10 protein-coding genes are annotated in these 12,491 nt (G+C 54.8%); 3 read left to right on the top strand and 7 right to left on the bottom strand.

The genetic code is table 11. The features are described from left to right. The 3 genes from pqqC to pqqA all read right to left on the bottom strand — a co-directional run bounded on the left by pqqC (position 1) and on the right by pqqA (position 2,148). On the bottom strand, positions 1 to 774 hold the full coding sequence (pqqC, locus tag G516_RS0104400; RefSeq protein ID WP_028292637.1) for a pyrroloquinoline-quinone synthase PqqC: 774 nt from the start codon (positions 772 to 774) through the stop codon (positions 1 to 3). A gap of 106 nt (positions 775 to 880) precedes the next feature. After that, positions 881 to 1,798, bottom strand: a complete 918-nt coding sequence (gene pqqB, locus G516_RS0104405) for a pyrroloquinoline quinone biosynthesis protein PqqB (protein WP_028292638.1) — start codon at positions 1,796 to 1,798, stop codon at positions 881 to 883. A 278-nt stretch (positions 1,799 to 2,076) separates the two neighbouring features. After that, positions 2,077 to 2,148: a pyrroloquinoline quinone precursor peptide PqqA gene (gene pqqA, locus G516_RS24270; RefSeq protein WP_084644881.1), complete on the bottom strand. Its 72-nt coding sequence runs from the start codon at positions 2,146 to 2,148 to the stop codon at positions 2,077 to 2,079. A gap of 833 nt (positions 2,149 to 2,981) precedes the next feature. Between pqqA and G516_RS0104415 the strand changes: the two genes are divergently transcribed. Beyond that, positions 2,982 to 4,820, top strand: coding sequence for a methanol/ethanol family PQQ-dependent dehydrogenase (locus G516_RS0104415; protein WP_028292639.1), 1,839 nt, complete (start codon positions 2,982 to 2,984; stop codon positions 4,818 to 4,820). Positions 4,821 to 5,101: 281 nt separating this feature from the next. Next, entirely contained in the window at positions 5,102 to 5,758 is a 657-nt protein-coding gene (locus G516_RS21015) for a pentapeptide repeat-containing protein (RefSeq protein WP_036534398.1), read from the top strand. A 33-nt stretch (positions 5,759 to 5,791) separates the two neighbouring features. Here the strand turns inward: G516_RS21015 and G516_RS0104425 are convergent, their stop codons facing one another. From G516_RS0104425 to pedF, 4 genes are all read right to left on the bottom strand, one after another. Then, on the bottom strand, positions 5,792 to 6,439 hold the full coding sequence (locus G516_RS0104425) for a response regulator (protein WP_028292640.1): 648 nt from the start codon (positions 6,437 to 6,439) through the stop codon (positions 5,792 to 5,794). 302 nt (positions 6,440 to 6,741) lie between these two features. Further along, complete coding sequence (locus G516_RS0104430) at positions 6,742 to 8,532, bottom strand: PQQ-dependent methanol/ethanol family dehydrogenase (protein ID WP_028292641.1); 1,791 nt, start codon at positions 8,530 to 8,532, stop codon at positions 6,742 to 6,744. A 743-nt stretch (positions 8,533 to 9,275) separates the two neighbouring features. After that, positions 9,276 to 10,202: a substrate-binding periplasmic protein gene (locus G516_RS21020; RefSeq protein WP_036534401.1), complete on the bottom strand. Its 927-nt coding sequence runs from the start codon at positions 10,200 to 10,202 to the stop codon at positions 9,276 to 9,278. A 177-nt stretch (positions 10,203 to 10,379) separates the two neighbouring features. Further along, positions 10,380 to 10,808 carry a cytochrome c-550 PedF gene (pedF, locus tag G516_RS0104440; RefSeq protein WP_051218925.1) on the bottom strand — a complete coding sequence of 143 codons (429 nt, stop codon included), beginning with the start codon at positions 10,806 to 10,808 and terminating at the stop codon, positions 10,380 to 10,382. Positions 10,809 to 11,243: 435 nt separating this feature from the next. Here pedF and G516_RS0104445 point away from each other — a divergent pair, with 435 nt between their 5' ends. After that, entirely contained in the window at positions 11,244 to 12,488 is a 1,245-nt protein-coding gene (locus G516_RS0104445; RefSeq protein WP_084644859.1) for an ABC transporter substrate-binding protein, read from the top strand. Positions 12,489 to 12,491 lie beyond the last annotated feature (3 nt).

A 12,491-nucleotide genomic window follows, 5' to 3' on the forward strand; every position in this document is an offset into this window, starting at 1 on the left:
TTAACGGTACTGTCCCTTGTGATACTGCACCGGGTTGCCCATGCCATCGGCATCGACGTTGTGGTACGGCTTGCGATCCAGACAGTATGCCATGGTCATGGCGTCCAGCATGGTCCAAAGAATGTCGAGCTTGAACTGCAGGATATCCAGTGCACGTTCCTGATCGGCGCGGGTCTGGAAATGATCCAGCGTGACCCGCAATCCATGCTGAACATCACGACGGGCTTCGCTCAGGCGACCACGGAAATATTGCAGCCCTTTGGCGTCAATCCACGGGTAGTTTTCTGGCCAGCTGTCCAGCCGCGACTGGTGAATCTCGGGGGCGAACATTTCGGTCAGTGAAGAACAAGCCGCTTCCTGCCAGTTGGCACGGCGGGCAAAGTTCACATAGGCATCCACGGCAAAGCGAACACCCGGCAACACCAGATCCTGCGACAGCATGGTATCGCGGTCGATGCCAACGGCTTCGCCGAGCATTAACCAAGCTTCAATACCGCCTTGGGCACCGTCGTAGCCATCGTGGTCCAGAATGCGCTGCACCCACTGGCGACGCTCGTCACGGTCGCGACAGTTGGCCATGATGTTGGCGTCTTTAACCGGAATCATCACCTGATAGTAAAAGCGGTTTGCCACCCAGCCACGAATCTGGTCGGGCGTGCACTCACCCTTGTGCATGGCCTGATGCAGCGGGTGATGGATGTGGTACATGGCGCCCTTGGCGCGCAGGCGTTGTTCAAACTCTTCGCGGGACCACGGCGTGTTGTCAGTGCTCATGAAGTTGTCTCCATGTTAAATCGTAAAAGCGGGTTGGGTATAAGAACGTCCAGGCCTTGCACGGCACGGTTTAAGTCCTCACCCAGGTAACAAAGACTCCGGAACATCAGACTTCGATTTCCATCCCATCGAAAGAAATCTCTACGCCCTGACTCTCAACGATAGAACGTTCTTCAGATTCTTCGTTCAGGATCGGGTTGGTGTTGTTGATGTGAATCAGCACCTTGCGCTTGTCCGGATATTGCGCCAACACCTCCAGCATGCCGCCTTCACCAGACTGCGCCAAATGACCCATCTTCTGACCCGTTGAAGTACCCACGCCCTGGAAAATCATTTCGTCATCGCGCCACAGAGTGCCGTCGACCAGCAGTACGTCGGCTTTTTCCATCCACGGAATCAGGTGCGGTTCAATTTTGCCGAGACCCGGGGCATAGAACACAGAACCACCGGTTTTGGTGTCTTGCAGGAACACTCCGATGTTATCGCCCGGTACCGGGTTGTCGCGACGTGGTGAATACGGTGGTGCGTTGCTGTCGAGCGGCATGGCGTGCACGCGCAGGTTTTCAATGCCCGGCACGGTAAAGCCGGTTTCGGTATCCAGCGACAGCGCCTTGCGTTGCAGGCCGCCATTCCATTTTTTCAACATGGTGAACAGCGGGTAGCCGGTACTTAGGTCTTCAAACACCGGGTCGGTGCAATAAACATCCAGCGGCAGGCCTTCGCGCAGCATCAACAAGCCTGTGGTGTGGTCGATCTGGGCGTCCATCACCACCACGGCCTCAATGCCGGTATCGCGCAGTTTGCGGGCCGGTTGCAGTGGCTCGAACGAAGCCAGTTGGTTACGAATATCCGGCGAGGCGTTAAACAACAGCCAGTGCTCGCCATCGGTAGACACACAAATAGAGGACTGGGTGCGGGCCTGCGCTTTCACGGTGCCGTCGCGGAACCCTTTGCAGTTGTTGCAGTTGCAATTCCACTGGGGAAAACCGCCACCAGCAGCGGAACCGAGAACGTGAATTTTCATGATGTGTCCTGTACGACGAGTTTGTTGTAATTATTATGTCTGATACGCGTTAGATAAGTTGTGAAACAGTGAATCCAATATGACGATTACGACTGCTCAGTTCACTGTTTGGTTATTCAACCATCCAGTTGATTACTCAACGAGCTAACTTCCAACGCTCAATCGATACAAAAATGCCCGGAATAGAAACTACCCCGGGCATCTTTTGCCCTGCAACCAAGGCTCAGGGCATGCGTACGGTTAACGATCAGGCACTTCCAGAGAAGCGCCCAATGCCATTAACGGTGGCTGAAGTACATGGTTACTTCAAAACCGATACGCAGGTCTTTGTAGGCTGGCTTAGTCCACATAGTTGTTTCCTCTATTTGTTATTAAGCCGGGCTTATCCCGACCCTTGAACACCTTTCCAGAGGCGTCTGGCGTGTGCCATTGGCCCTTGGATCTATGGAGAGGTATCAGTGGTAGTAGACCAGGATGCTGGGCATCCACTGCTGGACCGTCTCTGATACCTGTGACATCACCAGCCTGCACGGGTTCAACACAAGCTCACCGCGAGTTCGCCGTGTTGAACCTTTACTGATGATGGTGACAGTGTGTGACAGCCGCCTCTCCAAAAAAACTCTACTTTAGCTGACTGAGTGTAGGCCCTAAGTACTGGTTTTTCTGTCCCGTTTTTCGGATTTCAGTGTTGTAGGGGGGATCTATTTAATCCGGTGCTCGCTCTGGGCTACTGGATGATTTCGAATTCCGAAGCCGATTTGCCGGCATAACGGGTTACGTCAAAAAACGGCGACACCGAGTCGGAATCTTCCTTTAGCCCCCGCAGGGCGCGGGTTGCCGCCGTCCATGGCGGTGTTGGCAAACTTGAAAAGGACCAGTCATTTCGCTGCATCCGCCGCCTTGCCCTGAAACACCGGCAACACTCGCGCACGACTGCATGGATGCAGGAGGTAGGGCGAAGCAGGAAGCCCGAGCCGAGAGCCATACAGGATTAAATAGATACTCCCAGCTCACCCGGGAAAAAGTCCCGATGGTCAGGTGTTTTTCCTCGAATACGTGGGGAAAGGCTCTGTAGTCAGATTAATCCTCGCTGTTGATTAATGTAGTGGCACGGCAACTGCCCAGCGCAGGGGGTCTCCGGGACTCCAGAGACCCCACACACAATAACAACAGGAAATTTAATATGACTCGTTCACTGCTTGCTGCTGCCATCTTGTCAGTAGGTCTTGCCGCCACCGGTCCGGCGTCCGCCGCCAGTAAAGTGACCTGGGATGACATCGCCAACGATGCTGCAACCACTGAAGACGTTCTGGCTTACGGCATTGGCCCCAAAGCCCAGCGTTACAGCCCGATGACCGACATCAACAAGGACAACGTCCATAAGTTGGTACCAGCCTGGTCATTCTCGTTTGGTGATGAAAAACAGCGTGGCCAGGAAAGCCAGGCCATCGTTCACGAAGGCACCATCTACGTGACCGGTTCCTACTCGCGCGTGTTCGCCATCGATGCCAAGACCGGCAAACGCAAGTGGAGCTACACCGCTCGTCTGCCAGAAGGCATTCGCCCTTGCTGTGACGTAGTGAACCGTGGTGCTGCCATCTACGGCGACAAGATTTACTTCGGCACACTGGATGCCAAAATCGTTGCTCTGTACAAGGACACCGGCAAGGTCGCCTGGAAGAAGAAATTCGGTGACTACAAGGAAGGCTACACCATGACCGGTGCACCGACCGTGGTGAAGGACAAGAAGTCTGGCAAAGTGATGCTGATTCACGGTTCTTCCGGTGACGAATTTGGCGTGGTCGGCAAGCTGTTTGCTCGCGACCCGGACAGCGGCGAAGAAATCTGGATGCGCCCGTTTGTTGAAGGCCATTACGGTCGTCTGAACGGCAAGAAGAGCACCCCGACCGGCGATGTGAAAGCCCCAAGCTGGCCCGACGATCCAAACTCACCAACCGGTAAGGTTGAAGCCTGGAGCCACGGCGGTGGTGCCCCATGGCAAAGTGCCAGCTACGATGCCGAAACCAACACCATCATTGTTGGTGCAGGCAACCCTGCCCCATGGAACGGCTGGGCCCGTACCTCGGAAGGCGGCGATCCGGCCGACTACGACTCCCTCTACACTTCAGGCCAGGTGGGCGTTGATCCAACCACCGGTGAAGTAAAGTGGTTCTACCAGCACACGCCAAACGATGCCTGGGATTTCTCCGGCAACAACGAACTGGTGCTGTTTGAATACAAGGAAAAAGGCAAAACCATCAAGGCCACTGGCCACGCCGACCGTAACGGTTTCTTCTACGTGGTAAACCGTGAAAACGGCGACTTTATCCGCGGCTTCCCGTTCGTCGACAACATCACCTGGGCCAAGGGCATCGACCCGAAAACCGGCCGTCCGATCGAAGTAGAAGGCCAGCGTCCACCGAAGCCAAAAGCCGGTGAAGACCACGGCGAAAAAGTGGAAGTATCACCACCCTTCCTGGGCGGCAAAAACTGGAATCCAATGGCATATAGCCAGGACACCGGCCTGTTCTATATTCCGGGCAACCACTGGAAAGAAGACTACTGGACTGAGAAAAACGTTTCGTACAACAAAGGCGCGGCCTACCTGGGCATGGGTTTCCGCATCAAGAAAATGTACGACGACCACGTAGGCATTCTGCGCGCGATGGACCCGAAAACCGGCAAAGTGGCCTGGGAACACAAGGAACCGCTGCCATTGTGGGCTGGCGTTCTGGCCACCAAGGGCGGCGTGATTTTCACCGGCACCGGTGACGGTTACCTGAAAGCCTTTGACGACAAAACCGGTAAGGAGCTTTGGAAGTTCCAGACCGGCTCCGGCATCATCGCCCCACCAATCACCTGGGAAATGGACGGTGAGCAGTACATTGGTGTGACCTCTGGTTACGGCGGTGCGGTACCTCTTTGGGGTGGCGACATGGCCGATTTGACCAAGCCGGTACCACAGGGCGGTTCGTTCTGGGTGTTCAAACTGCCTAGCTGGGACAAGGTTGCTAGCAAGTAATAGTAATACCAGGGACCTTAACTCCACCGTGGTCAGAACTGCACGCTGACCACGGTGGTGGTTTCCTAGCTACCACTAGTTAACCAGACCCAATAACTCTGCAATAACCACATCCAGCAAGCACACCAATAACAACAAACAGGTGATTTTCCATGGCTATTCTGCGCTCTCTCACGCTATCTTCTCTTGCCTCTTGTTTTCTCAATACTTGTTCTTCCAAGCCTGACTGTGGGCATGCCGCTCACATAGTCAGCAACACACGAACCACGTTGGCAACTGCTGTGCTGGCTCTGATCCCGGCACTGCCGCTGCAAGCCCAGGCACAAGCTGTTACGGAGACGGATACGGATTACATTGACGAAGATGTGCCAGTCATCAACGGCTGCGTATTACAGCCAGCGTCAGACTGCGCTGGAGCGGACCTTTCCGGTCAGGATTTGTCGAACATGGATCTGGAGGGCATCAACCTGTCGGGTGCTAACCTGGACCGAGCGGTGCTGAACCACACTCGCCTGAAAGACGCCAATCTGGAAAAAGCCAGCCTGCAACACGCCGAAATGCTGCGTGCAGACTTACGCTACGCCAACCTGCGCATGGCCGACTTCAGCCACGCCAACATGACGGCCATCGACGCCTACATGGCATTCTCGCAAGTTGCCCGTTACGACAACGCCAACCTGACCGCAGCCAACTTTGATTTTGCCCGCGTCAGCAAGGCCAGCTTCCGCCATGCCAACCTGCAAGCCGCCAGCTTTGAAATGAGCTGGGCCGTTAAAACTGATATGCGTGACGCCAACCTGACCGGCGCCAATTTGCAGGAAGCCAAGTTGTCATCCAGTAACTTTGGTAACGCCGACATGACCGCTACGCGCAAGCACTTCGCCAACTTTCTGGATATCAATATGAAGGACTGCACCGGTTGTCCGGTGGATTGGTGAGAACTGGTGACATGAGGTGATTCAGAGCAATCGCTAAACCACCGCATGTTTGCCCACTTCAATAACGCCCATCTCAATGGCCTTGTGCACCAGTTCAGCATCGGAGCGCAGGGCCAACTTGCTTTTAATTGCCGTGGCGTAATTGGCCACGGTTTTTTTGCTCAGATGCAATCGCAGCGCGACGTCATCCGCCGACAGGCCACTGGCCAACTGGGTGAACACCTCAAACTCGCGAGCGGTCAGCTCATCTGCCTGGCTGTCGGGCCGGTTCGGGCGTCCAAACGCCAGCTGCATGGAAAGGTCGTGTTCAACAAACAAACGCCCCGCCAGCACCGCCTTGACGGCTTCTATTAACACCGCTGGCGCACTGCGCTTGCACACATAGCCACTGGCGCCCAGCTCCATCGCCTGACGCACTACGCCGTTTTCTTCGTACATGGAAAAGAATAACACCCTGGTAGACGGCCGCCGCTGTAACAAACGACGGGCGGTTTCCAGCCCGGAGATTCCCGGCATACGGGTGTCCACAATCACCAGGTCGAACATCTGTTCGGCAGCCAGCTGAACGGCTTGCTCGCCTTCGCAGGCCTCGGTAATGAGCGCGTCCTTGAGGACCTCCTGAAGCAGAGTAACGCAGCCCTGCCGCACGATCGCATGGTCGTCTACCACCAGAATGTTCATATCCGTCCCCTTCCTGACAGTCAGCGGATTTATCAGCGTTCAGATTACCCGCTGGCAACGCCAGCAAGGATGCGTCAGAGGCGTCGGTTATCGGTAAATTGGGCGCTGGTCACAGGTGCTGGGAAGATTTCCCGTCCAATCAAGGAAGATGCCCAAATCAGATACTCACATCAGTTAGTTAAGCGGGATTGGCCAAACCAAGTAGAAGAGTGAAAAAGAAAGAGAAATAAGAACCAAAGAAAAGGCCGCGGCGGTTTCCCGCAGCGGCCCTTGGCCTTTCAGCAGTCTTTCAGAAGCTGGTCTTAGCGAGCAGCAACTTCGTGACGCTTAGGCAGTTTGAAGGTCCACACGGAGCCACCCTGGTTCAGGTTTTTCACGCGCTTGGCCACTTCACCACCCCACAGAGGTACTGCACCACCCCAACCGGATACAACAGCAACGTACTGTTCACCGTCCTGTTCCCAGGTAATTGGAGTACCAACGATGCCGGAACCGGTGTTGAACTTGTACAGCATCTCACCAGTCTTGTCGTCGAACGCCATCAGGTAGCCTTCCGGGTTACCGGTAAATACCAGACCACCAGCAGTGGTCATCACACCACCCCACAGTGGGGCGTTGTTTTCATGACGCCATACTTCTTTGCCGGTTTTTGGATCGATTGCACGCAGAACACCGATGTATTCGTCGTGAATTGGCTTGATGGTGAAGCCAGCGCCCAGGTAAGCCGCGCCTTTCTTATAGGCTGTTGGCTCATTCCAGATGTCCATTTCCCACTCGTTGGAAGGAACGTAGAACAGACCGGTGTCTTTGCTGTAGGCCATAGGCATCCAGTTCTTACCACCCAGGAAGGAAGGTGCCGCCAGAACGGTTTTACCTTTCTTGCCATCGGTAGAAGCAGATGGGTCACCCGGACGACCGTCTTCGGCCAGAATTGGACGACCTTTCTTGTCCAGACCCTTGGCCCAGGTGATCTTGTCTACGAATGGGAAGCCACGGATGTAGTCACCGTTCTCACGGTTCAGTACGTAGAAGAAGCCGTTACGGTCAGCAGTAGCAGCGGCCTTGATGGTCTTGCCCTTCTCTTTATAGTCGAAGGAAACCAGCTCGTTCACACCATCGTAGTCCCAGCCATCGTGTGGCGTGGTCTGGAAGTGCCATTTGATGGCGCCAGTATCCGGATCAATCGCTACACGGGAAGATGAGTACAGGTTGTCACCAGGACGCAGGTGAGAGTTCCATGGTGCAGGGTTACCAGTACCGAAGAACAGCAGATCTACGTCAGGATCGTAGGTACCGCCCAGCCAGGTAGCCGCACCACCGGACTTCCACAAGTCGCCAGGCCAGGTTTTGCCAGCCTTGCCGCCAGTGATGCCGGCTTCGGTTTTCTTGCCGTCTTTCCAGATGTAGCCCATGTGACCTTCAACGGTCGGACGGGTCCAGGCCAACTTACCGGTTTCTGCGTCGTAGGCTTCTACCTTACCCACGATACCGAATTCACCACCGGAAACGCCGGTGATTACCTTGCCTTTCACAACAATTGGCGCAGCAGAGATGGAGTAGCCGGCTTTGTAGTCAGCAACTTTTTTCTTCCAAACGGTTTTACCGGTGTCTTTATGCAAAGCCACCAGTTTGGCGTCCAGCGTGCCGAAAATCACCAGGTCGCCGTAAATAGCAACACCACGGTTGATCACGTCACAGCAAGGCATGATGTTTTCTGGCAGACGAGCATCGTACTGCCACAGTTCTTCACCGGTTTTCACGTCGATGGCGAATACACGGGAGTAGGATGCAGTAACGTACATAACGCCGTCTTTAACGACAGGCTGGGATTCCTGACCACGCTGCTTTTCACCACCAAAGGAGAAACCCCATACCGGTCTCAGGTCCTGAATCGTGTCTGCGTTCAACTTGGTCATTGGGCTGTAACGCTGACCACGCAAACCCATACCGTAGGAAACCACGTCGTCCACGGTCGCCTGGTCATTGATAATGTCTTTGTCGGTAACACCAGCCTGGGCAGGACCTGCAAGAGACACGGCAGCGAACAGTGTGGACAGTGCCAGTCCCTTCAAGCCGATAGAAGTTGTCTTCATTATTTTCTCCTTGGGAGGATTTTCTTATTAGTTCAGGAGCTTCTGTGCCCGCCCTTCCGGGTCGGCAGCCACAGGTGCATCTTTTCTCAGATACCTGATCATTGTTGGTTTTGTGGTCTGCGCATCCAATCCGACCTGCGGGTTGATTTCCCAGTACCTTGGTAGCAGTCCCCTACCCCAGAGATGAGGAGGTTAGTATTAGGAACGCGCCGTTTGTCGATTCCTTGACTCAGTTTCAAACCACGCCAACACCACTGCAAAACCTTTCCAAAACCTCCCCAAAACGATTGCTGGCCGGATTCCGTCTGCGCTGGAGCAAGTGAAAAAGAGTGCCTGCAGATAGACTAGACGCGCGTAGTCTGGAGGGCTGGGAGATAACGAAAAAACGATGAGAAATAGCGATATTGGGTAGGACTGACAGGCGTTACAGCAACGACTGTCAGTCTAGGGACCCTCTGAATAACTCTGCACAGCTCTGCGCGAATCCTGCAGGTTGTCAGAACAAGGCGGCGAATGCAGCGGAATGACCAGTCCTTTCCAAATTCGCCAACACCGTTCTGGCGGGCTGCAGGCCGCGCCCAAAGGGGATGACAGGGCATTGCTGACTCTGTGTCGCTGATTTTTGACTTGACCCGTCAGGCCTGCAAATCAGCTTCGTGATTCAGCGTCGCCCTGTCATCCAGAGCGGGCACCGAGTTATTCAGAGGGGCCCCTAGGGGCGGGCACACATCAAGACGCAGGCGCTACTGCGATTCCATCACCCGGTAAAAATCGGTTTTCAAAAATTCAAAATGATAGCGTTCGGCAATGCGTGCCATCTCGCCACTGGTCACCAGCTGAGTGATCACGTCTTCCAGCGCATAGGCCAGACCACGATGGTCGTCTTTGACCGCCATGCCCACTTCCCAGAACCGTTTGGTCAAATTGGGCATGGGGATGTCAGCCAGCACAAAGCGCTCCCGACCGGCCTTTTCATTGAGGGCTTGCATGCCCCACTCCAGCTGCGACTTCATGCCCATCACGGCACCAACCTCGCCAGCACCCATACCGTTCAGGGCATCCACCGTAGTGGTGTAATGAACCACGTTTTTGCGCAGCATGCCGCGGAACGCACCAACCAGGTAAAAGTCGGGCAAGGTATCAATTTCAACGCCGACTTTTTCGTAGTTGAAGTAAGCCAGATTCTGAATATCTTCGACCTTATCCGTGTCGATCAACAGCTCCCAACGCTCACGCTGGTAAGGCGCGAAAAAGTGCACCAGGTCGTTGATCACCAACCCATCCGGGTCGACCTTGAAAGCAAACTCACGGTCGTAAGGCACACGCAGCATAACGTCGGCCACTTCCCGCCGCAGCATGGCCTCGTCTTCAATACGCGCCAGGTAATGGCCCTTCCAGACGTGGTTACGCAGATCGTCGTCGAGATTCTCGTCCGGGATCATCCAGTGCAGGTGCAACTTCACCCCCAATCCACTGGCCAGTTCCCGCGCGATATCGACATCAAAGCCTTTGGCCTCATCGCCATCAAGCCAGGAATACGGCGGGAAATCCCGATAGACAGCAACACTGATTTCGCCGTTGTCCTGAATATCTTCCAACGACAACGCCTGCACTGGCAGTTGAATTCCTAACAACAGTACAGTCAGCAAGGCGTTTATCGATACTTTCATAGAGCGATGAAAACGGCCTGGCCATGTCCGGCAAAACATAAAAGTCATAGTGAACTCCTTCCCCAGTGGCAGCACCAGTTTAGACGATGCCCCAAACGCGAAAACCCGAACTCGCCGCATAAGGGGACGAATTCGGGTGCACAGTCAGCGTCAAACGCTGTTACCGGCGAGTGAAAATCACTCTTCGACGTACTTGGTTACCAGCCAGGCGCGGATGGCCCACAGGGATTCCTGGCTCAGGAAGTCAGCCATCTTCGGCATGTAAGGAACACCGTTACGAACTGCACCGTTAACTACGCGGTAAGCGAACCACTCATCACCGTCCAGACCAGGCTCCAGGTAGCGCAGGTCAGGGGCGATGCCACCAGAGATGGCGTCCAGACCGTGGCAGCGAGCACAGTTTTGCGCGTAAGCAGATTCACCGATCTTGATCGCGTCTTCGTTACCAACGTATGGGTTTTCTTCCAGCCACTCTTCACCCAGCGGCTCCAGAGCGGATACGTCTACAGCTTGAGGGGTAACATCGCCATGCGCCCAAACAGCGCCGGAAATCGCCATCAGACCAGCAAGCATCAAGCCTTGGATCACAGAACCGATTGTTTTCATTATTGAGCACCTATCGTTTTGTTATTGTCATGGCTGCATTCTAGGTATGAGATAAAACAGGCCACAGAACACTTTGGTAGTCGAAGTTCTGTACCTTGGTAGTAGGTTTTGTGTCTCGTTGTAACTGCGTTTTGTGACTAATACTCATGTTAAAAGCAGCTTAGTCCAAACAAAGAAAGACTGACGTTTACTGGCAGGAAGGGGACGAGCCCTGGCCGACTCACGGGGTCGCGATTAAAACTGTGCAGCAGCAAACAACGCAGCTCCATAGTACGACAGGCCTAAACATCGTCGACTTAAAGCCTATATCTGGGCCTGCTGTGGTTTCGTACTCTGTCGTCAGGGTCGAAGTTGGCGAACGATGGCCTACATTTACAAAAGCTTTGCTTTTGGAAGGTCTACGCCAACAGCAATAACAATTACTCAGGACTCGCTATGACACTCAGCACTCTGCAAGCACCTGTTGAACGCTTGCGCACCGCCCGCTCGGGCTGGCGTCGCCTGTTAGGTACCGCTGGCATCGCCTGTTGCCTGCTACCGTCGCTGTTCTCCGTGGCCAGCTCCCAAGCACAAGACAACGGCAAACAAGCCATCGTTATTGGCTACCTGGAACTGCAACAAGAACAGCCTCCTCTGTTGTCCAATGTACTGCCACCACCAGAAGATAACGGCCTGCAAGGCGCTCGACTGGGCATGGCAGACAACAACGCCGGGGGCAAATTCCTGGGGCTGGACTACCAGTTAAAAGAAGCAAGAAGCTATGAACTTCCCGACCTGCAAGCAGCACTGACGCAATGGCAGGCCGACGGCATTCAATCGGTGCTGGTGAACGCGCCCGCAGCCACCCTGCAGGCATTGTCGAGCCAGGCACCGGACATCCTGTTCTTCAACGTTGGCAGTAACAGCGACCAGCTGCGTACCGAAAGCTGTTTGACCAACGTGCTGCACACCCTGCCCAGTCGCGCCATGCTGACTGATGCACTGGCCCAGTGGCTGATGAAAAAACGCCTGAAAAAATGGTTGCTGATCAGCGGTAGTCGCGAGGGCGACCAGCGTTATGCCGATGCCGTGCGTCGCAGTGCCAAACGCTTTGGAGCCAAACTGGAGGCAGAAAAAGAATGGACCTTCGACAGCGACTTGCGTCGCAGCGCCCAAACCGAAGTACCGCTGTTCACACAAACCAAAGAATACGATGCCGTTGTGGTTGCCGACGAACCCGGCGATTTTGGCGAGTTCATTCTCTACAACACCTGGTACCCACGCCCGGTGGTGGGGACTCAAGGACTCACCCCAACCGGCTGGCACCGGGTGATTGAACAGTGGGGAGCGGCGCAACTGCAAAGCCGTTTTGACCGTCAGGCCGACCGCTGGATGACCGACAAGGACTACGCTGCCTGGGCCGCCATGCGCTCGATTGGCGAATCGGTGTCACACAACATCGACTATCAGGCGGCAGCATTAAAAAGTCACTTGCTCGGTCCAAAATTCGAGCTGGCTGGTTTCAAGGGCCGCAAGCTGACCTACCGCAACTGGAATGGCCAGCTGCGCCAGCCCATTGCCCTGATTCACCCTCGGGCACTGGTGTCGCAGTCGCCGCAAGAAGGCTATCTGCACCCGACCACAGAACTCGATACATTGGGCTTTGACCAACGCGAAAGCCAATGCAATCTGTCCCAATAACAA

The organism is Oceanobacter kriegii DSM 6294, assembly GCF_000422845.1.
Lineage (GTDB): Bacteria > Pseudomonadota > Gammaproteobacteria > Pseudomonadales > Oceanobacteraceae > Oceanobacter > Oceanobacter kriegii.

Excerpts from the sequence above, each read along its gene's own strand:
- pqqC (WP_028292637.1), bottom strand. The coding sequence starts at position 774 with ATGAGCACTGACAACACGCCGTGGTCCCGCGAAGAGTTTGAACAACGC.
- pqqB (WP_028292638.1), bottom strand. The coding sequence starts at position 1,798 with ATGAAAATTCACGTTCTCGGTTCCGCTGCTGGTGGCGGTTTTCCCCAG.
- G516_RS0104415 (WP_028292639.1), top strand. The coding sequence starts at position 2,982 with ATGACTCGTTCACTGCTTGCTGCTGCCATCTTGTCAGTAGGTCTTGCC.
- G516_RS0104425 (WP_028292640.1), bottom strand. The coding sequence starts at position 6,439 with ATGAACATTCTGGTGGTAGACGACCATGCGATCGTGCGGCAGGGCTGC.
- G516_RS0104430 (WP_028292641.1), bottom strand. The coding sequence starts at position 8,532 with ATGAAGACAACTTCTATCGGCTTGAAGGGACTGGCACTGTCCACACTG.
- G516_RS21020 (WP_036534401.1), bottom strand. The coding sequence starts at position 10,202 with ATGAAAGTATCGATAAACGCCTTGCTGACTGTACTGTTGTTAGGAATT.
- pedF (WP_051218925.1), bottom strand. The coding sequence starts at position 10,808 with ATGAAAACAATCGGTTCTGTGATCCAAGGCTTGATGCTTGCTGGTCTG.
- G516_RS0104445 (WP_084644859.1), top strand. The coding sequence starts at position 11,244 with ATGACACTCAGCACTCTGCAAGCACCTGTTGAACGCTTGCGCACCGCC.